Here is a 23,935-nt window from a genome sequence, read left to right as displayed (position 1 = left end):
TGCTCCGCGACGGCACCTTCTACGAACCACGAGACCCCGAGCTGGCCGCCGCATGACCAGCTCAGCTTGACGAAGGACATAGAGGCACCCCCCCGCGGGCCAGTCGCGCCTCCGCGAGGGGTGTGCCCAGTGGCGTGTCCAACGATCTGACCACACGCTCTGACACCGGCATCCAATCACTGAAGCCGTCACCCGGCAGGATCTTTCGGCCATCCATATAGAACAAATGTGCCCATGTTTGGTGAGCGGCATCCAGGCCCTCGGCGGGGATCGGTTCCAGGTGCAGCACGCCGTGACGCCCCGCGGCCCGCGCGAAGCCCCGGGTCCAGTCGGCGCGCCAGCAAAGGGACCCGTAGCGGCGAGCCCACCGTCACCAGCAGCTGTACCTCCAGTTCCGGTTAGGCATGCAGAGTCTCGTAGGCGACGTACGACCCCAGCGAGTGCGCGATCACCACCGCAGGCCTCTCCCGCCGGACCACTGTGGCCAAGCGGTCCCGCACCAGACGCCGCCGCTCCGGCCAGGTGGTGTAGGCCTCCACCTCCCGTAGATTTGTGACGATGACGCGTTCAAGGCGGTGGATCAGCTGTTCTGTCACCGCCGCGCCCAAGCGGTTCCTGCTGCGCTCGTCGATCAGCCAGCCGAGCATCTGCCGCAGTGGCGCCAGCCCCACATTCTGCGGATCCTCCGGTACCGGTACGCCTGCGGCGACCAACCACTCCGCTGCCTGCACCCGGTGCCGTCCGCTGAGGAACTCGAAGTCCCCCTCGCTGCGGGCCGATTGCGCCTGCGCCGGAAACTCCTGCCGCAGCTGATCCGCGTAGTAGGCCATGACCAGCTCCGGCACCTGGGCCTGCAGCTTCCCAACGTCCTCGGCCAATCCCGGGAGGCAGACCGCCGCCTGGCGCAGTCCCGCTGTCTCGGGCGTCATCCCCCGGACGTGGTTGAAGATCCCGTGCACTAATACGATCGGTGCCATCGCCCACTCCCCAGCCCTCGATCATGGCTCACACCCACCCAGCCCGTGTCCCCGCCACACCATGATCAACTGCACGCGGTATGCCGCCAGCTCTTCCATTGCACCACGGCCGCGCGCGGCGATATCAGCTCTGACGGGAGAGGTTTACGGCGCAAGTACAAAGCTCCCCGCACACCGGGGAGAACGAAGTCCCCGCCTTAGTCGCTGGCCATGAACGGGATCGGATCAAGTCGGCCCGCCCCTGCTCCGGCCGGTGTCCCAGGCCGGAGCGGGGCCGCCCTCCAAGCTGTCGCGCACGCAGTCGGGGACTTCCTCGACTTTTCCGGCCGCACGTGTCCGTCCGGGCGTGTCCGACTGCCCAGACTCGCAGAGCAGGGCGGCCGAATAAGGGGGCACGGATGCGGGAGATGGATGCCGGCCTGTAGAACAGCACGTTCTGCTCCGGCTACCTGATCTTCTTCGTCGGGGCGTTGTAGGTTGCCCTCCATTTCTTACGGAGAGCCAGGGCGAGGCCTGCCAGGGCGCCGACGCCGACCAGCACCAGGCTGAACCGCAGGTCGAGCTGCGCGTCAGTTCCGGGAAATGCTCTGGGGATGGCGCTGAGCACGTAACCAGCGAGGGAGCCGACGCCGATGTGCCGCAGAAACCGGGGGAGTTGGGGCGTGCGTGCGAGAAGCCACTGCCACCCGACCGCCAGCGATGAGACGAGCCTGTCGAGCGGTTTGCTGAGCGCGCGGTCCCAGGAATCGAGGAAGGACAGGGAGGACAGGTGCCCTCCCGAATGCAGGAACAGTAGGACGCCGCCAGTGAATGCGCACGGACCGGCGGCAAGCCACACGTCGTCCTCTCCCAAGCCGGGAGCCAGCGCCAGCAGCCCGCTCGCCAGATAGCCCAGGAACATTCCGAGCAGCACCTTCCGGGCTAGTAGGAGGTTGGCCAGAGGAAAGACAATGTGCTCGACGACCTGGCTCAGAGCCTTGCTGGCCAGTCGGCCCACTGCGGATGCCGTCCACCAGCCGCGCAGCACGGCCCTGTCTGTCTGCGGTGTGTGATCCGGAATGGGAGCTGTCCACACAGCCGTGGCTGTGGGGAGGCCGGCGGCGGCCTGCTCTTCGTCCCTGCCTGCCAGGTAGTGCTGGTACTCGACGTGGGGTAAAAACCTGTAGCCGCCCCCGATCGGCACAAGCAGCGCGCGCTCCGTAGCGCGCTCGAGGAATCCGGTCACAGCCCAGGGCAGGATTCCTCGTGTTGCCAGGCTCCAGCGCGTGACCCAGTGATCGGTCCAATCCCGTACGGGGCCGGTGCCGAACAGTAGGCTGATCGCCACCAGCAGCACGGCGCTTGCACCGCGCACTGGCCCGTCCTCGCGTGCAACGAGCCACAGGCCCGTTCCGGCGAGTGCGGCAGACGCCCCGCACACCACAAGGATCACCCGTCCCGATGCCCGCAGTGCCTGCGCCGGCACGGCAGGTTTCGCGGGATCCGGCTGTAGGCCCCGCACCAGCGCGAAGGCCGTTCCTGCCGAGAGCGCGCCAGGCACCGCGCCCAGGACGGACACTATGAAGCCGAAGCCGAGACCGCCGGTCCAGCCGGCTGCGAAGCCTCCGACCAGGCCGGCCACGACGCCGATGTTCGTCCCGTCGAATGCGGAGTCGGCCAGGTGCCCCACCATGGTGTGGAAGGCAGGGACTAGGGGTTGGGGTATCCACTCGGCTGGGTCGGCCTCAGGCGTGGCCTTCTGAAACGGGGTTTCCAGGCCGCCCACGACGGCCCCCGTCACTATCCCGCTCACCACGCCCAGCCACATGGTCGCCAGACCTCCTGCCTGCCGCTCGCCGGACAAGCCGTACCTGAGTGCTGCGACCAGGCCGATCAGCAGTAACAGCGGCAATAGGAACAGCCCGCTACTCGCACTCGTTGCCAGGACTGAGGCAGCGACGAGCGCCGCTCCGGCCACTACCAGAATGCCCGCTGTCAGCCCACGTGCGGCCTCCAGCCACGACCAGGACCAGCGTGCGGCCAGCGCGTTGGGCATGCTGTTGTATCCGCGGCCGAGACCGAACGCTGCGGCTGCGGCGAGACCGAACACAACACCACGGGGAACACCCAGCACCAGGACACCGGCGGTGAGGAACAAGGGCGCGCCGAGAAGCATGAACACTGCGCCGGGGAACACGATCGCCAGGAAGGTCACCAGGCGCCCTACGAACCCGCGCTGCGGAGGGGGCAGAGCCGCGTAGCCCGCCGCCGTCCATTCCGAGGTGAGCAGGTCCGGGTAGAAGGTTGTCTCCCCGCGGTAGGTCAGCACCCGCGCCAGGCGAATCAGCTTTCTGCTCAGGCCGCGCATGGAGCGTCCTGTGGGGACATTGCCCCGCAAGTCCCTGGCCCGCGGGAGGAGATGCTGCAGAAGCAGGTCGAAGAACTGCCTGCGGTAGTCCTCCGCCGTCCCTCCGGGCGCAGGCTGGTCGCCCGTGCGTGCCGTCGCAGCCGCTACATCGAGCATCAGAGGGCTACTCAGCACGTCGGCTAGGACGGCATCCTCCTCCACCCGGCGGCTCAACCGGGCATATACGGGGCCCGACTCCGCGAGTCGCCGGGCCACCTCGTCCTGGCCCAGCGGGAGCACGCGCAGGGCATGTCCCAGCGGCAGGCGGGGCTGTGTCATGATCCGTTCCGGCCGGGTGGTGATCACCATCCCGACTCGTCCGAACTGCTCATGGTTGTTAAGGAATTCGGCCAATGAGTCCAGCCGTTGTGAACGCCACGGTTCAGAGGCCTCGTCGAGCCCGTCGAGCATCAGCGTCACAGCCCCGTCGAAGAGCCAACGACGCGCGTCCTCGGACCTCACCCCGTACGTGCGGCGGCCCAACTCGTGCAGCACCCATTTGTCAAAAGCGCCCTCCCGCCAACTCTGCAGACTGAGCGGCAAGGGGATCGGCTGACCGGTGTCGATACTCGCCCCGTTCCACAGCCGACGGGCCTGCTGCAGCAACAGCGTGGTCTTGCCCGCCCCTGCCGCTCCGGTGATCAGCAGCCGAGGCACCGCATGGGGATCGATGAGTTCAGTGGCGGCTTCGTACGCGGGCTCAGGGAGCGCATCAGGATCCGGCTCCGCAGGCAGCGTGCGCCAGGGATCGGCATCGATCAAGTGGTCGGAACGTATAGCCAGAACGTCGAGCCGGACCTTTCCCTGCAAGGGCTTGAGGGATTCGGTGAGCCACAGGTCCTTCACCGTGGTCATCACTCGCTCGGCTGCCGGGCTCCGGCGCTCCCGCTCCGGCAGAGCAAAGAGGTCAATGGGGATACCGAGTTGGACAGCGGCATCACGGAAACCCGGATGCGCAACCCAGCGCTCCGCAGGGAACGCCCAGATCCGACGCGACCCGTGAAGGCGGGAGCTCTGGTCCTCGACGAGGACCCCGACGACATAAGGGCCGTGCAGCAACGCGGCACCCGACATGCCGTGCCACTCGCCCTCGGCCTGGCCTATGTCGAAACTGAGCAGCCCCTGCTTCACACCGGCTCCGGGCAGCACGTCACCCACGAGCTGCTCGGTCTCCCGAACACGGCCCATCGCTGCGGATCTCGGAAAACCGACAGCAGTGCATGTAAGCGGCACACTGCCCCGTACACCGCCCCAGAGCGTGTCCGTCCCGCCCGGGGTCGGCAAAGGGAACGCAGGGTCGACGACCTCCAGCAGCGCCACGTCGTAGAGGGGACTCTGCCAGGCGATCCGGCACCCCTGCCAGCCCTCCTGGCCGACCCTGGCCAGGGGCCGCACGTCGACGGACCCGGTGTTGCGGATGGCCCGCTCGACCACATGACGTGCTGTCAGCACGGCTGTGGGGGCCACCACGTATCCGGAGCCGAAAGCGTGACTCGCACCGCCGGCGACTCGAATCTCGACCTCCCGCCGGTCACGCCGGTCTGCGTCCTCCGGCCTAGCCATGGTTGGCCCGCTACTCCGGGGACTCGGAGAGATCATCGCCGATGAGTACGCCGGTCTCCTCCGTGGACATGTCGACCAGCTCAAGGTTGAGGGACAGGCGGTGGGTCACGCTGTGGGAGACCGATCCTCTGGCCTCAGCGGACACCACCCAAAAACGCACCCCTCCGAAGCCCCCGCCCTCCCGGGTCAATGCCACGTCGACATCGAGCTGCACCGTGTTGGCACGAAACCGCAGCCGCGAACCGCTCCCGGCTTCCAGCGCCGAGGACAGCTCTTCGCGCAACGTTGCGATGGCCTCCGACAGCCCGATCGCAGCTCCCCGTTCAGTCATCACGCCGCCCCCTGGTCGCGATCAGTAGACCGAGTGTAATTACCAAGACGGTCACGCAAGGGCAGATCGCGGTATCTGGGCCATTGACCGGTCCACCCAGAGGGCGTCATGTCTGTTTATCCGTTTCTCGGCAGCGCCCGATCAGTCATAGCGCTGCGGAGATGGGAATCTCGCGGGCGTGTGCGTCGCCGCCGACCGAGCTCGCGAGCCCAGTCACCGTCGTGGCGTTCTCTCTCGATTCCTCTGTCCTCGCCGTGTCGATCCGCAGTTCGAGCCTGGCTACTCACACTGGGTCTTCGCGCTCGGTCAGCCATGTCTCGGTGGCGAGTACGGCCTCTGCAACCTGGACTGATTGGTTCCTTTGGTCTGTTGCCAGGAGGGTGCTGAGGACGGCGGGAAGTGTCTGGAAGAAAGTGTTACGTCCGGCTGTTCGCATTGCGGACAGGGATTGTTCCAGGATCTCCACGCCGCGAGTTTGCTGCCCTGCATCTGACAGGCGTCGCGCGATCCGGGCCAGCCATCGGGCTTTGTCTGGTCCTTGTGGGGGCATCTGGTGCACGATCGCGAGCCCCTGGTCGAGGCGTCCGGCTTCGACGAGCACCTCGACGATGCCAGAGAGGTTGAGGCTCACATGCGGCAGCCCCAGCTTCAGTGCCAGGGTGACCGCCTGGTCCGGCCGGCCAGCCAGGGCGAGGGCGCGGGCCGCAGGGAAGGAGGCATGGCGTCCGAAGGTGTCGTCAGCTTGCAGGGCGTCTTCTGCGCAGGCCAGCGCCTGATCCGTCCTGCCCAGTCGGGCGTAGGCTTCGCCGACAGATCCAAGCGCTCTGGCTCTGTCGGAGCCTCTCATCTCCTGCACGGTCGTCAGTGCCTGGTCCGCGGCCATGGCGGCATTCGCGGCCTGGCCCGCGCCGCCGAGTGCACGCGCCGCCTTGACCAGCATCGATACCCGTGTTTCCGGCGTACGCGCTGATTGCGCCAGGGGCAGGATCCGGTCTATCTGACCGTTAGCGGCGAGGATCTCGATAACGTCGCCGAGGACCAGATCGGTGCGCCATTCGCCATCGGCGCTTTGTGCTGCGGCCTGGACCTGGGGGACGAGTCGCATCGCCTGAGCAGTGGCGCCGGTCTCCAGCAGCGTCCTGGCAACTGCGAGCAGGATCCGGGCCTTGTTTGCCGCGTCGGGCTCCTCCTGGGACATGGCCAGTGCCTGCGGCATTCGGCCGCACCGTACCAGCGCCCCAGCCACCCGGCATGATGCCGACACCCGGTACCACGCGGCCTCGGTCTCACCGAGCGTCGTCATGAGGCGCACGGTGTCCAGCGCCTGGGACACGGCTGCCGCGGCCTCCTCGTGCCGTTCGGCCTGGGCCAGTGCCTCTGCCAGCATCGCAAGGGTGTCAACCACTTCGCCAAGCCGGACCGTCCGCTGATGACGTGTCCCCGCTGCTTGGTTGAGCGCCTGGCTCGTGACTGTCCTGGCCCGGTCCAACGCGCCGGTACCAACGAGGACTTGGGACAGGCCCATCAGTGCATCGGCGCTCCGCTCGTCCTCGGCCGCCTGAGCCGTGACGGACAGGAGCGGCTCGAGCAGCATGCGGGCTCTGGCCGGGCGCCCCGCCTTCAGCAGTTCCCTGCCGACACCGACCAGAGCCTCCCAGGCGCGGTATCCGGCGGGGAGGGACCGGGCCACCTCGGCCGCCTCGTCGAACAGCGCCGCGCGGGCCAGTGCGCTCGCCGTTTCCGCCACCGCGCCTTCCCGGTCCCGTTCGTCAGCGATGGTCCGTGCGGCTTCAACCGCCTGAGCTGCGAAACCCGCGGCTGCAAGCTCTGTGGCGATGCTCTTCAGATGCTCTGTTGTCTCGTGTGCGTGTGGAGGAAGCTGGCGCGCCGCCGCCAGTGCCTCGTCCGCCGTCCTGCGGGCCAGCTCCTCCTTGCCCGTCTTTGCGTACGCCATGGCCAGTCGCGGCAGCTGGGGGGCCTTCACCGCAGGGTCCGTGTCCACGGCCAGGGCGGCGGCCCGCTCCATGGCGAGGACCGCCTCTTCGGTGCAGCTCAGCGCCACGAGGGACAGCGCCTCCTGAGCGAGGTCCAGGATTCGCCTTCCAGGCGGCCCCTGGACGTGTGCTTCTACACGGCGCCGGATCTGCGCCAGCGTGTCCGTCGACTCAGGGACAGCGGTCGGTCGGTGCGGCACCGGAGCGTCTGGCACTGCCTGCTGCTCGGTCAGTGCTGCCTCGACCTGTTTGAGCGTCAGCTGCCTGAGCCAATCTTTCGTGAATCCGGCATCGGCAGCGACAAGATCCTTGATCGTTTCTGCCTCGCGTTTTATGTTCGCCGCCACCAGCACCCGGGCGGCGCGCACATAGGCCAAGTCCCTTTCCCATTTGCTCGCGTTCTTCGCCGAATCGAGAGTCCGCCGGGCGGCCTCACGTGCCTTTTCCTGCTGGCCGGTGTTCATGAGCGCTGTGGAGACGTCTGCCCACGCGTCATACCTGCCCGAGTATGGCGCGCTGCGCAGCGCGGAGTGGGCAAGCTCGGCGGCTTTCGCCGCATCGGTCCGGCGGTCCGCGGAGCACAGCACTTCCGCGATTTGGCAGTAGGCGGAAGCCCGGTCGTCGGGTGCGGCGATCAACGCCGCATGCTGTGCCGCGCGATCCGGATCGGCCGCTTCGGCAAGCAACGCGACCGCTTCTGGTGGTGCAGCTCCGGCCGTCGAGACCATGGTGGCGTGAATGAGGGATGCACTGACCATGTGGGCCCAGTCCGGCGGATCTTGTCGCGCGGCCGTTTCCACCGCCAGTTCAAGGTCACTCGTCAGTGACGACAGTGCGTGGTGCTTCTCCTTGAGCTTCAGCCATTGCGGACAGGGCAGTTCGGCAAGCGCGCTGGCGCCTGCGCTCTCGCCCAGATGGTTCGCGTACTGCCGCACGACATAGGCGGGAGTGTCGTCGGGCCAGCCGTCACGCGCGAACCGGCCAGCCCAGAGCAGCAGGCGCCCCAGGCTGGCCTCACGGCAGCCGGCGCTGACTGTGCGCATGGCCTCGGCGTGGCCGTCAGAGGTGAGGCAGAGGGCATGCGCGCCGTCCACCAAGCCACCGGCCTGAGCCCGTTCCTCCATGACGCGTGAGATCGGCCAGCCGAGGATGGCTGCGAGTTCGTCGGCGGTCATGGGCTCACGCGCCACGAGTAGCACCCCGAGCAGGCTCCCCTCCTCGCGGGGCACGAGCGGAGCCGCACCTTGCTGGCCCTCGGACACACCCCGAGCGGCAGTGGCCTCCTCTACATGCCGGCGGATGAGGACGGTGACCGGGCCGGGGAGCCAGGCTCCCTTCGGGACCCCAGAGCCGAGCCGCTCCAGTAGTTGCCCGGCGGTGGGACGGGCTTCCGGCAGGCGGATGAGACACGGTTCGACGGTCGGGCGCAACGCGTCCGGGAGCCCGGACAGATCAGGTGCCTCGTGCGCGATCCGATACAGCAGAGCCAGTGCGTTCCCGGTGCCGTAGACGCTGCGGCCGGTCGCCGCGTATGCCAGGGTCAGCCCGCAGCAGAAGATGTCGCTCGGCGGGCCGGCCCGCTCGCCGGTGATTTGTTCCGGCGCCAGGAAACCCGGCGTGCCGATCACTTGCCCGGAACCAGTCAGCGCCGTGCCGTCCAGGGCCCGGGCGATACCGAAGTCGATGACCCTGGGACCGTCGGATGTAAGCAGCACATTCGACGGCTTGAGGTCGCGGTGAACGAGCCCGGACGCATGGATGGCCAGGAGCGCCTCCGCCAACCCGGCAGCGATGGCGTGTACACAAGCCGGGGGCAGCGGGCCATGCTGACGTACGGCTACGGCGAGTGAAGGTCCAGGAACGTATTCCGTGGCCAGCCAGGGTGCAGTCGCGTCAGGATCCGCCGCCACCACGGCGGCGGTCCAGAAACCGCCGACTCTACGCATCGCCGCAACCTCACGCCGGAAGCGGCGACGGAATTCCCCGTCGCGGGCAAGCTCGTCACGAACGATCTTCACCGCTACAAGTCGGCCTCCAGGCGACCTTCCCAGGAAGACTGTGCCCATTCCCCCTTGCCCAAGGCGGCCGATGAGGTCATACTTGTCCACCCGCCGCGGATCGTCTGCCGCCATCGGTTCCATCGGCACCCCCTGGGGCGCGGGATGTCGTGCCAACTCCCGCCCGTGCAAGGAGCGTAGCGGCGTTCAACGCAACTCTCCGAAAAGTTGGGCTATCCCCTCGGAGGAGGCGTTCGCGGTGAGTTTGGAGAGGTGCGTTGCACTTGCTCCGAGTGGACCGTGAAGATCACGATGTCTGCCGTTTCCGTATGCCGGACTGTGCCGTCCGCAGAGCAAGGCGGTCTGGTTCGCTCTATGACGACGATGCGCCCGGATGTCGTTCCAGCCACTCCTGAAGCCCCTCGTGCCGGAACTGGTACGCGGTACCGGCAAGGCGCAGCAGTCCGGCGGACAGAGCCCAGTCGAGGAAGAGGCCCAGGCGCAGCGGTAGTTCGCCCCGCATGCACAGGACGAAGACCAGATAGCGACGCCCTGACTCGACACCCATGGACAGCACACCGCCGACGCCGGCCGTCATGGCGGCCACGAAACCGATCTCGCCCCAGAATCCGGCCGCGACACCGATCGCGGCCCCGGCGGCGAGGGCTGCCCCGCCGGACAGTGCGACCGCCAGATCGCTGCGGATGGTTCCGCGTGGTGACGTCGCTCGGGAGGGTTCGCTCTCGAGGCCGGACGCAAGTCCGAACATCACGCCGCCTATGGCCGCACCCAGTCCCCCGCCCGATGCCGAGTGGGCGAGCAGTGCGCCGATCAGTCCGCCTCCGGCCGCGCCGATCAGCGCTCCCGCGAGGCCGTCCCTGAGAGCGATCCTGAACTGTCGCAGTCCTGATGGTGTGAACGCCCGGTACCAGTCCATGCGCTTGGGCGGATGCACACGGCGAACCGAGGCGCGGGTGCCAGCCGCGACCGCGATGCCGCTGACCGTTTCGACGGCGAGTACGGGGGCGGAGGTGGTCCAGGCGAGGGGCAGCGTCGTCAGGACGATGAGACCGGTGGCGATTCCGTCCATGATGCGCACGCGGTGTTCGCCTGCCAGTGGCCACAGCCGGGAGAGGACGAGGTCGGTTGTGGAGCCGGGACCGATCGCGGAGGGAGGCTGCGTGTCGGCGGACCTCAGATAGGCGGCGAGGCGTGCCAGCCAAGTGTGCACGTTGTCGCCGCCATACGTGTGGAGCTTCGGACCCGCTGGTTCGTGTCCGTCCTCGTCTTCGGGCAACCGGGCGTCGTTGCGCCGGGGCAACCCCGGGTGCCGTTCCACGGACGCCCCGATGGACTGGCCGAGCAAATGATCGCTCAGGTCTCGCGGGGTACTGGGGACCAGCAGTTCAGCGGGGTCGCGGTTATCCGATGCCCGGACTGCCGGGTTGTTGAGATGTCTCTCGGAGTAGACCGGGTTGCGTCCATGGAGAGACACCGTTGGCGAATTCGACGGTGTCTATGCGGGGCGCAGGCGGCTGAAGCGGGAGGTGCGGGTGCTTGCGAGTGGTGTTCCCGTCAGCCAGGCGTCGGTTCGGATGAGGTTGAGAGCGCCGGCGGTGAGGACGTGTTGAAGGCAGGTCTTGTTCAGGCCGATGTGGCGGCTTCTGCGCAGGCCACAGCGGCATAGCCCCTGGGCGAGGGTGCCTTCGACGCCGGCGCGGGTGGCGTAGTGCCGTCGCCACTGCTCGGTTTCCTGCAGCTGCCGCCTGGCACGGATCGCGTCGTGTTCCTCGCGTGGGGCGAGGGCGAGTTTGCGTGGCTCGGTCGTTGAACGGGTGCATTTCGAGCGTACTGGGCAGGTGGTGCAGTCCTGGCGGTCGAAGAACACGTTGGACTGCCAGTAGCCGGGCCGCTGTTGGCGGTGGGCTTTCCAGCGGACGCTTCGGTGGCCTTGCGGACAGATGGCAGTGTAGCTGTCCCAATCGATGCGGAAGCCGTCGATGGCGAAGCCTTCGTCGGCCTTGCCCTGCCAGGTGATGTCCTCACGGATCGGGCCGGTCAGTTCGACGCTGTGGCGGCTGGTGCTGGTGGCCAGCAGTATGGCGTTGACGTAGCCGCGGTCGACGAAGTGCTCGCCGGCCAGCAGCCCGGCCTCGTCGAGCGTGGTGTGGATCGTCTCGGTCAGCTCGACGTCGGTGACGGTGGCCTCGGTCGTGGCGACGTGCGTGATCAGGTGCGGGTGGTGCGCGTCGCAGGTCTCGGTCAGGTGAACCTTGTAGCCGCTCCATTCGGTGGCGTTCTTGATGCAGTAGCGGGCCTCGCCGTCGTAAGGGGACTCGATGCGGTCGCGGGAGGGCGGCATGTCCTTCGGGCCGCGCATCCGTACCCGGTCATCGGTGATGGTGAACTCCTGGATCCAGCACAGGCGCAGGGCCTTAACTGCCGGTATCTGCCGCAGCCAGGTCGGGGCGCCAGGAGCGAATACCGCGGTCAGCAGCCGTATGCCGTCCTGGCCGGTCTGCTCCATGTACTGGGTGCGCGGACCCTCGCCGCGCGGCAGCCGGTAGTCCTCGATGCGCCGCTGGTAGCGGTCGAACCAGTCGGCCGGCGCCGTCTGCAGCAGCCAGTCGGGCGCCGCGGCGGCCAGTGCGTTCAGCGCGGCGCGGAGGTGTTCCGCGGTGTTTTCCAGCCGGTTCAGCCGGCGCACCGCGGCCAGGACGTGCGTGGAATCGGTGCGCTGGCCGCCGGGCCGTACCAGCAGCCCGGCCTCCCGCAGCCGGTCCAGGATCAGGTCCAGCACACGCCGCGGTGCCCGGTCGGCCACCAGACGGTCCCGGAACTCGCTGAGCACGGAATGGTCGAACCCGGGATCGGTTAACTCCAGCCCCAGGAGAAACTTCCAGTCGATGCGGCCGCGCAGCGCAGCGGCCGCCTGGCGATCCGACAGCCCCTCCACGAACTGCAGCACCGATACGAGCGCCAACTGATGCGGTGGCCAGGCGGGTTGACCACGCTGGGGGAACAGCTCCACGAAGTCTTTGTCGGCGAAGAGCGGCCCGAGTGCTCCCAGGATCCGCATGCACAGACAGCCCTTCGGGAACGCCAGCCGGGCCACCTCAGCTGTCTGGGCCGGAACCTCACCCGGCAGGCGTGGACGCAGCGACACCTCGATCACCTCACGCTCGCGCCCCCACGCCGTTTCCCGCCATCATCCCGCCGCCGCAAGGTCATTTGGCGACCACCGCCGAATTCGCCAACGGTGTCCCCCGCGGGACATGACCGCTGCGTACGCAGATTTCCTCGGCCAGGGCCCATAGACCAGTCATGCGGCGTGCGTAACCGAGCATGGATTGTTGGTACGGCGCCTGCCCGGCGGCTGCATCAGCCGGTACCTTCGCGCCAGTCCACAGGAAACACAGGGTCGGCCAGAACGGCTCAACTCAGGCATGAGTTCGCACCTCTCCTCTCCAAAGAGAACTCGTTCGTCACACACATGTCGGCAGACGGGCCCACAGGTCTACGCCGAGGAAACCAGGCCTGGCCAGGCCGGAGGACGTCACCATGGGGGATCAAATGACAACTGCCATACCATTGGTGCGAGTTGAAACCGTAGAGCTCAACGGATACGGGGCCAGGCAAATCGGGAGCAAGGCACGTCAGGCCACGCCGTTGGCTGACCGCTCTGTCGAATTGCAAGAAGCCATCTTGCAAGCGTCAGCAATTGCGCAGGAGTCCCTGTCCCAGGTACCGGAACGGCACGGCTGGTCCGTCGCCAGCATGCAAGTCGTCTTCGGTCTCACGCTGGCAGCGGAGGCTGGAGTGATCCTTTCGAAGGCATCGGCGGAAGCGTCATTCGAAGTGACGCTCACCGTCCAGCGAACGGGTGGCACGCAATGACCCAGGAGCACCACTGGGTACAGATCCGCGAGGACGGCCGACCTCTGGGTGCCGGATTCCTCGTGACGCAAAGATACGTACTCACGGCCATGCATTGTCTAAGAAATCTGTCGTCAGAGGATGCACGTCTGGAACTCGAGCTGCCTGAGGGGCGGGTAATTCCCGGCCGCCTCTGTGATTCGATCAAGGATGGCGATCTTGCCTTGATAGCCGTCGAAAACGCTCACACCCATAATCTGCCACAGCCTGCAGAAACTGACTGGCCGCGCCCGAACACACAGTGGCTCGTCACGTACCGTCCGACTGACGAGTCCACAGGGCTGAGTGGATCCATGAAGCATGATCCGATCAATTACCCCAGTCTTGCGGGCGGCGAGTTCACAGGGTTCCAACTGACGGTGACAGAGGAACTTGGTACTTACGAGGGATACTCCGGCAGTCCCGTGGACACCGATCCAGAGCAGTTGGTCGTCGGCCTCCTCATGGAGGAGCAACTCAGCCGCAAAGGCGACAACAATGTAACGAACGTTCTCTATGCTGCGTCCATCCGGCACGCAATGAGTAGATTCCCTAAACTCAGCGTCAATCTGCAGCGTCAGTGGATCTGCGAGCCAAAACCGTTGTCCCATGGGCGCAACGCAACAACGAACGCCTCTGAGATTTCCCTTGCACCTGTGCGTGAGGCAGATGAAGTACTGAAGGCCCTGAAGCAGTGGGAGGAGGGCGGATACATTACCTCGGCGGAAGCTGCGGAACAGCGACGTTGGATGCTGCAGAAGCTTGGAGATCGCGCGATGGGAGGAGACTCCGGTGGTCGTGGCTGAAACCTCTGAATCTCGATGGCAGCACAGAATCGACGCTGCTGAAGCAGCCGTGCGAGGTGAAGAGCAGGCCCTGCCTAAACTGCATAAGGAGGTAAGCCGCCTCAAGGCCGATGAAAACTTGCTCGACAGCCCCGCTGCCGCCACCAACATGTCCTACTTCTTAGCCATGCTCCGGGATCTAGGGGTTGATGCGCAGGAGGACTACTCGCAAACGGCCCAAGTGATAAGCGACTGGGTGAGGAATTCACTGGTCCCTGCCCAACATGTGTGCGCCGTACACACCCGAATGGCCACGGCACTCACCGAGGTCGGAAAAAACCACGTGGCCCGCGAGGCTCTCATAACAGCTGAGCAAGCCGCTCGGACACCATTGGAAAAGGCGATCGCGCTCACCCAACTCAGTGTGCTTGAGGCCCAACTCGGAGAGTGGCCCCAGGCTCAGCAGTATGCCGGCCAAGCCGAGAAGCTCATACCCTCAACCGACACGGGTGAAGCGTGGCTGGACGTACGGATGCGTGCATCCTTCGTCCAGTTCCGAATGGAGCGAAAGTCCGAGTCGCCAGATCGGCAGCGCGTACGAAAGTTGGCCCAATACCTCGTCACGATATGCGACCAACAGATCGATCGTTGGGGCAATGAACACCCCCGGGCGCTAGAAGCCCTTGTGATGATGGCCGCAGCCCAGCACATGCTGGCGGAGTCACAGCAGAACTTGAAGACCATGACACGCGCCTTAGATGTTCTGGAGGTCGCAGCTCAAAATTCATCGACCCTGCTGGGCGCCCGACATCCTCAATCCACGTCGGCCCGCGCTGCTCTCCAGGAGGCGCACCAAGTCACCAAGCAATTCAAACGGCGAGTACCTTTCGACCTTGCATTCTGGAGATTCGAGCAGGTGCAGCACTCAATGCCAGATACTCCCCTGGCAGTGGGGCCGGGCGACTCAGCGGAGTTCATGTACGAACGAGGTGTCGTGCTGGCCCGTGACGGCGAGGAAGCGTGCCTGGTCGAGGACACCGTGCGCATGCACTTCACCGAAGCTGTCGACCTGTCTGCCGAATATGTGTACCGCGCGAGCCCAGCGTCCAACCGTTCGGGTATCACCCGCATCCAGGTCGGAGATCCCCTCGACGGTGACTGGCGCAGCGATCGCGCGGTGGCGGGCGCCCTGCGCGCGCTGCGGGAGGCAGAGGGACGCGCAGGACGGCGCCTGGTCAGCCGCAACCACGTGGTCTCGATTGCTCCCGTGAACGCTGGCCCCGGCTACGAGCCGGTGCCCGCCCCGCTTTCTCAGGGCACCAACCCGGCTCCGGCCGAGGACAGATACAACTCCGACAGCGCCGTAGGCGTCTTGGTCATCGACAATGGCCTCACCCACGACTACCAGTTCGCTCCGCTGCTTGCTCACGTCCGCGGCTACCCACACACAAGTGAGACCGATAGCGAAGGCAACCTGCTGCAGTACATCGGCCATGGCACTTTCATCGCCGGTCTCCTTGCCGCCGTCGCAGGCAACACCGACATCACTGTGCACAACACCCTCAACGACGTCGGCGCCGTCCTGGAGGACCAGTTCGGCCAGCGGCTCTTCGACGTGATCGACCGGCACGGCTGGCCGGACATCATCAGTCTCTCCGCAGGCACCTCCAACGGCCGAGCTGACGGCCTGCTAGGCGTCGAGGCATTCATGCAGGAACTACGGCTTCAGCGGACTCTGCTGGTCGCGGCGGCGGGCGATAACGCAAGCGCGACCCCATACTGGCCTGCCGCCTATGCTTCCCTGCCCGACTTCGAGAACGTCGTGTTGTCGGTCGGCGCACTGCGCAGCGACGGCGAATACGGCGCCTGCTTCAGCAACCACGGCTCCTGGGTGAAGGCCTACGCTCCCGGCGAGCGACTCACCAGCACACTGACGGGCTTCTATGCAGCCGCCCCGTACGTGTACCAGCGCTCCACACCCGATGCCTGCCCCTTCGGCTTCACCTACCTGTGCAACTGTCAGCATCCGCGGCACACAAGCGCACGGAGCGTGGCCGACAGCTCCACTGCCAAGGCAGACCAGGTGATGTTCGAAGGCTACGCTCACTGGAGCGGAACGTCGTTCGCCACTCCGGTGGCCGCTGGCATGATCGCCGCCCACATGACGGCCTACAAGGAGAGCGCCGCACGCATCGCCGTCGAGCAGTTGCTCGCGTCGAATACCGAGTTCGCGGAGGTGCGAGGTGCCCACCGACCGGCACTGCTTCCACCGACTTGGCGACCACTACCGGTAATCCAGCTGTGAAATTGACGACGAAGGATCGGAAATGGGTGTGGCTCTCTTCGAGGGAAAGCGCTGAGATGCCCGTTCGCTGATCGGGGCTGTGGGCGAGGCGTCGTCCTCTTGCCGTGACGGGGGTGGCTGACGGCTCTGCGCATGCCTTTCGTCCCACGCCAGCTCCCAGTACGTGAGCAGCAGGTTCGGGTCGCGCGGGTTCCCCGCCAGATCCTGGCTCGAACCGGTATTGACGGCCGACGACCAAAACGACACCGCGCCCGCCTCGGAAGGCTGCCCCACCGCGAGCAGAAGGGAGAACGGGTTGGTCTCGGTCTCGCCCCCGCCGGTGCGCGGGCGTCCGAGGTCCAGCGTGGCGTTCATGGAGTACGTCTTGGTGTCCGCGAGCCGCCGTGAACCGTCGGCGCTGCAGTAGTCGTACACATCCACCGTGACCTGCGCCGTCCCGCTGTACTGCTCTCCCCACAGCGCGGAAGCGCCGGTCGGCTCACTTGGCAGGGTGTCGGCCGTGGAGGGCGACGGGGGCGGAGCCGTGGTCTCGACCGCAGGGGAGTCGGTGGGCACGGAGGCGGGTTCGGTGGTGGCGGGCGACGGCGTGGCGCTGTCCGCCGCGGACGCGGACGAACCTTCCGGCTCCGCCGAGTTAGACGATCCGCCGGCCGAGCAGCCGGTCAGCAGCACACCGAGCAGCCCCGCACACACACCGGCCCCCACCACGACGCGGGCGCACCGCAAATGCGCCCCAGAAAGGAATGTCACAACGCCCCCTGCCCCCACCAGGTCTTCGAACACGACGACCCGGGGCAGAGATGCTACGGTGCGCAATCGTTCAACTACGCATGATCAGCGCTTTGTTACCGTTCCGTGCTCGGCCATCCGGCCCGTCCTGGGTTCCGGTAGCAGCAGGTCCCGGAGGAGTCATCTCAGCTCGTCCGCGTCGCGATCCGTGTCGGGCACCGTGGGGATGAACGGTGAGGCGAACTGCACCTCCCCAGCCCCGAAGCCGCCACTGCCGTGTTCAGGTCCGCGAAGTGTTCGCGCCAGGTGCCGCGAGGGTCGTACTTGAGGAACCACAACAGGGGCAGCCGGGCCTCGACGCCCTCGACATGTTTGACGCAGGCCGTCCGGTCCAAGAGCAGGGACGTCGGCATGAAGACAGTCACCAGGGCCGCCGGCGGGGCCGCCAGGCGTTTCGGGAGGCGGTCGTCACGTAGCCATGTGACCAGGTCCGCGCACCTGGTGGGGGAGTCGGCTGGCGCTCGCGACCGGGGTGCTGCTCGACCATGGTGATGAGCACGTGTCCGAGGTTGCTTCCGCAGGGGATGCGGACCTGGACCGTCCCGCTCGAGGTTCTCTGGCCCAAGTTCCCTTGCTGAACTGGGAAAAGATCTTTATAAATCCCTAACTCCCTTTCCTGGTAAGGGAGTTGACAACTCGCAGTTCTATTTACGCAGGTCAGGGCGTTGGTGAGTTGGTCATCCGGGCTCGAAATAGCCGCCGGAGTGTGCCACAGTATCCGGCGGTGAAACTCTTCCGCATCGGTCCGGGAGCGTGTTTCGGACCCCGGCCGGGTCCGAAACTCACGGGCCCCGGCCGCCTGGCCGAACCAGGCACCGAAGGGAAGGGGGACGCTGCCCTGTGAGGCGTCGACACCGTACCAAGAACCGCCAGCCGGACACCCCGGTGACGCGGACGCCGTTCTGGCAGCAGCTGTTTCGATCGTCGCGCATGCGTCGGCGGGCCAGCAGATACACGACCATCGTGATCGCGCTGTACTGGACGGGCAAACTTGCCTGGATCATCCCCTGGCAGGCGGTCGGTTCCTGGCTTTGACGGCCAGGAACCGACACCGCAAGTAACGCAAGGGCCCCTCTCAGCTTGCGAGGCGCGGGGGGCTCTTCGCGTGCACTGTCGCCGTTCGTCGCCTGAAAGCGATCACACGGTGCGATAGTTGCTTCACCATCATGCCAATCGCATCCCGGCGAAGCCAGGGCGGTGGCCGATGGGACGCGCGTCCGCAGGGACACCGGCTCAGTTGCCCGGCTGGTCTCCAGGTACGCGTCGGGCCGATTCCGGCATGTCAGCAGCTGGGAGCAGCTCGGCCGTCTTACGGGCGCTACGGGAAGCCTGCAGCGCAGACAGCATTGCAACGGCAGCTAGGACGGCTGACCCGCCGCTGGCCACGAGGGCGAGCATCCCCGAAGAGGGCCAGTGGTCTTGACTGAGATACCTGTACAGCCAGGGGCCGTTCATACCGGCCAGGGCGACCACGACGGAGGTGCCGATGGTGAGGCGTCGAGCCCGTCGTGAGCTTTCCCGAGTGCGCGGGGACCGACTCTTCGCCTTGGCCTCGGCTTTCGATGCGCCCATGGCTCTGGCCGTGCGCACCGCGCCACCGAAGACGAGCGAGGCGGAGAAGGCCATGCCGGCTGCGAAGCGCCGTGCGGTGCCGCGCTCGTCGTCTTCGAGGACGTCCCACAGGTCGGCCTTCAGCGGCCCGCGGAGCTCCTTCCATGCGGCGGACGGCACGGTGAGCCGGGCAGTCACAAGCAGCAGGAATGGCAAGCGCAGCGTCATGAACCGGACGGCCCGGGGCTTGAGCATGCGCAGGAAGGCGAGGGCGGCCTCGTAGGCGAGGGCCGCTACGACCGCCGCGATCAGCGCCGTCCGCCAGCCAGTCCAGTCCTCGCCCAGGAACGTGGGGCCGCCTTCGGCCGTGGCCACCGCGGCGGAGAGGTATCCCGCCATCGTGTCCTCCATCGTCACCGGACACCTCCGGTGCCGTCGGCTGTACCGGGGGCCCAACCCAGGGGCCTAGCAGGGGTGGGGCTGATCTCGGAGGTGAACTGGGCGAGTTCCAGCTTGGCTTGCCGGACCTGATCGCCGGCCATCGTGTAGTAGCGGCGGGCCGGCCGCCCGGCGGCGCTCGGGTCGACGTCCTCGTCGTGTGCGTCGATCCACCCGGCCTTGGCCAGACGGGTGAGGATGGGATACAGGGTGCCGCTCGACATGGCCATCGACTTCATGAGCTCCATGCCGAAGCGGGGGGTGCCCGGGTCCTCGGTGAACACCTTCAGGACACGGGCGACGTTACGTGTGATCTGAACGTCCATGGCACGACCATACCCAATGACGGGATCCGACATAGCTCCAATCTGCACTTTCCATTACTGAAACAGCTCGCCTGGGTCTGTTCGGCTCATCCAGAATGCGGCGGTGATCTGCACCGCCACCTCGTCGTCCCGGACCGGGAAATGGCCGATCTGCTGTCACGCTCCAAGACCGGACGGCGCAACAGGACCCGCATCATCACGAGCCTGCGAACCCTGCCCGATGAACTGTCCAACCTCCAGGCCCGGGCTGTGCCGGGCCAATGACAACCCGCCGAACGATGCCTGGGCTAGCCCGGGGGAGGGCTTCTGCGCTGACATGGACGAGCTGCACGCCCTCGCGCCACATCTTCCCGCTGCCTGAGCGACGGCGGCCCCCCGACAGGCTGGCGCAGGACGACATGAATCTGGTGATGAAGCGCATTTCGCCAGTCTGGCTCAGGCAATGGCGGGTACCGCTACCGGAGGTGGCGGTCCGACGTAGTGCGCTGCAGGTCGGATGATCTTCGAGTCCTGTGCCTGTTCCAGGATGTTCGCGCTCCAGCCCACCACCCGCGCCGCCGCGAACGTCGGGGTGAACATCTCCCGGGGGAGGCCGCACAGTTCCATGACCACGCCCGCGTAGAACTCGACGTTCGTGTGGAGTTCGCGTCCCGGCTTGAGCTCGGCCAGGATCGCCTCCACGCGCTGTTCGACCTCGACCGCGAACTCGACCAGCGGGCCGCCGATCTGCTGCGCGATGTTGCGCAGCATGCGGGAGCGGGGGTCCTCGGTGCGGTAGACGGGGTGGCCGAAGCCCATGATGCGCTCTCCGGCAAGGACGTGATTGCGGATCCACTGGTCGATCCGGTCGCGGCTGCCGATCTCATCCAAGGTGTCCAGTGCCCGGCTGGGAGCACCGCCGTGCAGCGGGCCGGACAGGGCTCCCACCGCGCCCACCAGAGCAGCCGCCACATCCGCGCCCGTCGATGCGATCACCCGTGCGGTGAAGGTGGAGGCGTTGAAGCCGTGGTCGATGGTGGAGATCAGATACTGCTCGATGGCCCGGACCTGATCGGAGGCTGGCTGCGAACCGGTCAGCATGTAGAGGTAGTTCGCGGCGTACCCCAGGTCCGTGCGCGGCTCGACCGGTTCCAGGCCCTGTCCCAGCCGGTACAGCGCCGTCAGCAGGGTGGGTACCGCCGCGGCGGCCGCGACGGCGTCCGCGCGGCGCTGGTCGGCGTCGATGTCGTACACCGGGCGGAAGCCCTTCACCGCCCCGAGCAGCGACAGCGCGCTGCGCAGTCCGGCGAGCGGACCGGACGGGCCGCTGGCCGCGGCCACGGCGGGCAGCGTGACGCGGATCTCGTCGGGCAGCCGGCGCAGCTCCGCCGTGTGGGCGGCGAACGCGGCTCGCTGCGCGGCGTCGGGCAGTTCGCCGTGGACCATCAGATGCCAGACGTCCTCGAAGCCACAGGCCTCAGCAAGGTCGACGGCAGAGTATTGGCGATAGTGGTAGAAGCCCTCCAGCCCCCTGACGTCGCCTAGGGCGGTATCGGTGACGACGACGCCCGCGAGGCCCCGTGGCACCTCGGCAGAAGCGGATGCGGGCCGGTTGATCTGCATGCCTCCTTCAAATTGATTCGACTGTCCATGATTGACCGTATCGATGTCAATGTTGATTGAATCAACTTAAAGGGGGGAGACCGTAGGGGCGGCCAACGGGGGAGGGGTGAGCCGTGATGCGAGGCGAAATCATCGATTACTCAAGTAATCGGCAAACTGGTTCGCCCCCGAATCGACCCCAGCCCCCTGTAATCGCACCGGTAGGGCCGTTGACCTGCGCAAATACGGATCCGAGAGACCAAGAGCTACTACCGCCAGTAAATCTGCCGCACCCTTCCTGACCTGGACTTATGAGGGTCAAAGCGGCTGTGACCTGCTAGGACGGGTTGCAGAGGCGATCGGAGGCAGTCAGAGGAAAACGCTCTGATTCGACCCCGGTACGACCCGGGTCGCGCAGAGGCAGTCAGAGGGCAAACCCTCTGCAACCTGCTTCTGGGAGACCCGAGTTGGCCGGATGGATCAGAAGCGGCGACCTCGACGGCTCTTCGCTCCTGCCTTGGCCGAGTTGCGATGGGGACGCCTGCCTCCAGAGCGGGGCCAGGCATACGAATGCCTCCAGGACGGCAATCCTGGAGGCATCGCTGGCACCGATCGGAGGTCGGTTCCGGGCATCACCCGTGGTTTTAGCGGGCCTGGGTGGCGCCCTTGTCTTTGCGAGACGACCTCACCGTGCCACACCACAGTCATCAGGCAGAACCACAGCGGCAGATCCCTCACTCGTTCGGCCGACTGGGCCTTCACCACCTTCGTCCGGCTGCGGCCGAACTCATTCTGCTCGGGGATCTCACCGGCCGGTATGCGACGGGCAGTTACAGCCGGCTCGGTTCCGACGGCCGCACCGTGGCCCTACGCCAGGACCGGCAGGGCGCGGCCGAGCACGGCCACCGCGTCACGGCGGCGATCGCCTGCCACGTCGCTCGCGCCGGCGGCACCGTCGATGAGCTGACCCGGCTGCTGCTGCACCCCGACCACGAGGGTGGCCGGCACGCCCGGCACATCGCCCTGCGCTCGGGGCAGGCGCGTGCCCTGGACTACGTCCGGCGGGTGTGGGCCAGCGCGACGGCTGTGGTCGCCGGAACCCGAGTGCTGGATTCACGTCACCACGCCTACGAGGCCCTGGCTGCCCTGCGGGACCGTATCGAGACCACGTCCTGGCGCGGCGAGCGGGGACGGACCGCGCTGCGGGTGCTGCGGGCGCATCTGAACTTCGCCGAGATTGCCGGTGGCCCGCTGCATCACGCCAGCGAGCGGCAGACCGCGGAGGAAGCGGGGATCTCGCGGACGACGCTGCGCGTGGTCTACGAGACCGTTCTCAAGCCTGGGGGCTGGCTGCGCCGGCTGCGGGTCGGGCACGGCCGGGAGGGCTCCACCTGGTACCTCGACCACGGCCGCACCGGGAGCCGTCGTGACTGCGGTTCGCTCTCTCGCTTCTGGACCACTCAGTACCCCCCCGACCTGGCACTTGAGGAGTGGACCAGCCCTGAGACGGCCATGACGGCCGACATCGACTCCACTGTCATCGCCCGCCTGATGGGCCACGACGCCTTCGCCCACCGCGGCCTCGGCAGCTCCGCCCTCATGGTCATCGGGGCGTTGCACGTCCGGCCTGCTCAGACGGTCAGCGATCTTGTCGGTACGGCCTCCGTGTCCCGCGCCACTGCCTACCGGACCCTGCGGCGCCTGGCCGACCACGGTCTCGTGCACCACGAAGGCGAGACCTGGACTCTCACTCCCCGCGCCGTGGAGGGCTTCGGCGACAGCTCTCAGGGCGCCGCCACGGAACCGGGAGCACGGCCGGCTGAGGGCTGGGACGCCATTGCCCAGTTCTACGGCACAGCGGGCGTCGCGGTCCGGCGCAGGACGCTGCATGCGGTCCAGCGGGCGGCGTACCGGGAGGCGCTGGACCGGTTCGCGGAGCACCGCAGCAAGGCCGTTGTGATCGTCCGCGACGGGCGCCAGGTCCTGGTCCCGGCACCGCGGCCCGATGAGATCCCGTCCGCGTGGCAGACCCCGGGCGGGAGCGTCCTCGACCCGGTCACCGGTCGGCCTGCCGCTGATTGGCGCCTGGCCACCGACGGCCGACTGATCCTCATCACCCCTGCTGACCAGCGCAGTTACGACGAGCTGGCCGCCGCCCATGCTGAAGCTCTCAGGGAATGGAACTCCGCCGCGTGACTCCACAACCTCCACCCGTCGATGCCGAGAGCGCATCGATCACTCCTCAAGGTCTGCGCGAGCAGTACGAGTCCGGCGCCACCGTCGCCGAACTCGTCGCCACGAGCGGGCTGTCGTACGGCACGGTCCTCAACCGTCTGCGCGAGGCCGGGACCGTGATGCGCACCTCGTGGCAGACGCGCCGGATGCGCGACGGGCAAGCCCGCCGCAATCTCGCAGCCCGTCTGCGCCGCCTCTACGAGCAACAGGGCGCCACGCTCACGGAGTTGGCCGTCACGGGGTCCGTGACGCGACGTGCCGCTAAACGGCTGCTGATCGAGGCCGGGGGCACGCCGCGGACCACACAGCAGACACTGCGCATCCGCTCCGCAGCCCATGCCGCACGGCGTATGAAGCTCGCGGAGTCCTTGCGGGCCCGGTACGAGGCCGGCGCCACGGTGCCGGACCTGGCCGAGGAGTGCAGCTACTCCGTCGGCACCGTCTATCGGCTCCTGCACCAAGCGGGCACGCACATGCGGCCCAAGCACAACCACGGCCCGGCCCGCGCCCCCAGGAAGCGCTCATGAGCGCCCCCGTACGGGTCCCCGGCCGGGCCCGGCAGGTCACGGCACCGATGACGGGTCATCCCGAACACAGCGCTGCTCGGGGCCCTCCATCGCCCACGCTCAACAGCCACCGAACGTCGGTCTGCTCGCCGACGGACGCACGTCAACGCACCTTTCCGATTCAGGAGATCAAGCACTCGTGAGTGAGAACACCCGTACCAAGACCCTGGCCGCGGCCGCGGCCAGCGGCTGGGAC

The 23,935-nt window shown here is 67.0% G+C and carries 15 protein-coding genes; 5 read left to right on the top strand and 10 right to left on the bottom strand.

The window, feature by feature from the left end:
* Positions 1-398: 398 nt before the first annotated feature.
* The 6 genes from ABZ928_RS41970 to ABZ928_RS41945 form a co-directional block, all read right to left on the bottom strand.
* The gene (locus tag ABZ928_RS41970) at positions 399-977 is read right to left on the bottom strand and encodes a hypothetical protein (RefSeq protein WP_361531238.1); all 579 of its coding nucleotides are present in this window, start codon (positions 975-977) and stop codon (positions 399-401) included.
* Positions 978-1,422: 445 nt separating this feature from the next.
* Positions 1,423-4,815, bottom strand: a complete 3,393-nt coding sequence (locus ABZ928_RS41965) for an NACHT domain-containing protein (protein WP_361531235.1) — start codon at positions 4,813-4,815, stop codon at positions 1,423-1,425.
* 121 nt (positions 4,816-4,936) lie between these two features.
* The gene (locus ABZ928_RS41960) at positions 4,937-5,257 is read right to left on the bottom strand and encodes a trypco2 family protein (RefSeq protein ID WP_361531232.1); all 321 of its coding nucleotides are present in this window, start codon (positions 5,255-5,257) and stop codon (positions 4,937-4,939) included.
* 283 nt (positions 5,258-5,540) lie between these two features.
* Complete coding sequence (locus ABZ928_RS41955) at positions 5,541-9,392, bottom strand: protein kinase (protein ID WP_361531229.1); 3,852 nt, start codon at positions 9,390-9,392, stop codon at positions 5,541-5,543.
* A 229-nt stretch (positions 9,393-9,621) separates the two neighbouring features.
* Positions 9,622-10,479 carry a hypothetical protein gene (locus ABZ928_RS41950; RefSeq protein ID WP_361531226.1) on the bottom strand — a complete coding sequence of 286 codons (858 nt, stop codon included), beginning with the start codon at positions 10,477-10,479 and terminating at the stop codon, positions 9,622-9,624.
* 285 nt (positions 10,480-10,764) lie between these two features.
* Positions 10,765-12,414, bottom strand: coding sequence for an IS1182 family transposase (locus ABZ928_RS41945; RefSeq protein ID WP_361531262.1), 1,650 nt, complete (start codon positions 12,412-12,414; stop codon positions 10,765-10,767).
* A 407-nt stretch (positions 12,415-12,821) separates the two neighbouring features.
* Here ABZ928_RS41945 and ABZ928_RS41940 point away from each other — a divergent pair, with 407 nt between their 5' ends.
* The 3 genes from ABZ928_RS41940 (at position 12,822) to ABZ928_RS41930 (ending at position 16,253) form a co-directional block, all read left to right on the top strand.
* Positions 12,822-13,145, top strand: coding sequence for a CU044_2847 family protein (locus ABZ928_RS41940; RefSeq protein WP_361531223.1), 324 nt, complete (start codon positions 12,822-12,824; stop codon positions 13,143-13,145).
* Entirely contained in the window at positions 13,142-13,969 is an 828-nt protein-coding gene (locus ABZ928_RS41935) for a trypsin-like peptidase domain-containing protein (protein ID WP_361531220.1), read from the top strand. Before ABZ928_RS41940 ends, ABZ928_RS41935 begins: the two co-directional genes overlap by 4 nt.
* 907 nt (positions 13,970-14,876) lie before the next feature.
* Positions 14,877-16,253, top strand: a complete 1,377-nt coding sequence (locus ABZ928_RS41930) for a S8/S53 family peptidase (RefSeq protein WP_361531259.1) — start codon at positions 14,877-14,879, stop codon at positions 16,251-16,253.
* On the opposite strand, the gene ABZ928_RS41925 is transcribed toward ABZ928_RS41930, so the two are convergent.
* The 4 genes from ABZ928_RS41925 to ABZ928_RS41910 all read right to left on the bottom strand — a co-directional run bounded on the left by ABZ928_RS41925 (position 16,233) and on the right by ABZ928_RS41910 (position 20,959).
* Complete coding sequence (locus ABZ928_RS41925; protein WP_361531217.1) at positions 16,233-17,003, bottom strand: hypothetical protein; 771 nt, start codon at positions 17,001-17,003, stop codon at positions 16,233-16,235. The two genes, ABZ928_RS41930 and ABZ928_RS41925, sit on opposite strands and share 21 nt — an antisense overlap.
* Before the next feature lie 1,272 nt (positions 17,004-18,275).
* Positions 18,276-19,004 carry a hypothetical protein gene (locus tag ABZ928_RS41920; RefSeq protein ID WP_361531268.1) on the bottom strand — a complete coding sequence of 243 codons (729 nt, stop codon included), beginning with the start codon at positions 19,002-19,004 and terminating at the stop codon, positions 18,276-18,278.
* 2 nt (positions 19,005-19,006) lie between these two features.
* Entirely contained in the window at positions 19,007-19,357 is a 351-nt protein-coding gene (locus ABZ928_RS41915) for a helix-turn-helix transcriptional regulator (protein WP_361531214.1), read from the bottom strand.
* A gap of 435 nt (positions 19,358-19,792) precedes the next feature.
* Positions 19,793-20,959: a citrate synthase gene (locus tag ABZ928_RS41910; protein ID WP_361531211.1), complete on the bottom strand. Its 1,167-nt coding sequence runs from the start codon at positions 20,957-20,959 to the stop codon at positions 19,793-19,795.
* Between the two features lie 840 nt (positions 20,960-21,799).
* On the opposite strand from ABZ928_RS41910, the gene ABZ928_RS41905 reads away from it, so the two are divergent.
* Together ABZ928_RS41905 and ABZ928_RS41900 are read left to right on the top strand one after the other, a co-directional pair.
* Complete coding sequence (locus tag ABZ928_RS41905) at positions 21,800-23,134, top strand: transcriptional regulator (RefSeq protein ID WP_361531208.1); 1,335 nt, start codon at positions 21,800-21,802, stop codon at positions 23,132-23,134.
* Positions 23,116-23,700: a helix-turn-helix domain-containing protein gene (locus ABZ928_RS41900; RefSeq protein ID WP_361531205.1), complete on the top strand. Its 585-nt coding sequence runs from the start codon at positions 23,116-23,118 to the stop codon at positions 23,698-23,700. The genes ABZ928_RS41905 and ABZ928_RS41900 overlap by 19 nt, the downstream gene beginning before the upstream one ends.
* Positions 23,701-23,935: the final 235 nt, after the last annotated feature.

It is taken from the genome of Streptomyces sp. NPDC046909 (genome assembly GCF_040644695.1).
Classification (GTDB): Bacteria; Actinomycetota; Actinomycetes; order Streptomycetales; family Streptomycetaceae; genus Streptomyces.
This window is presented reverse-complemented; position numbering and strand designations above follow the sequence as displayed.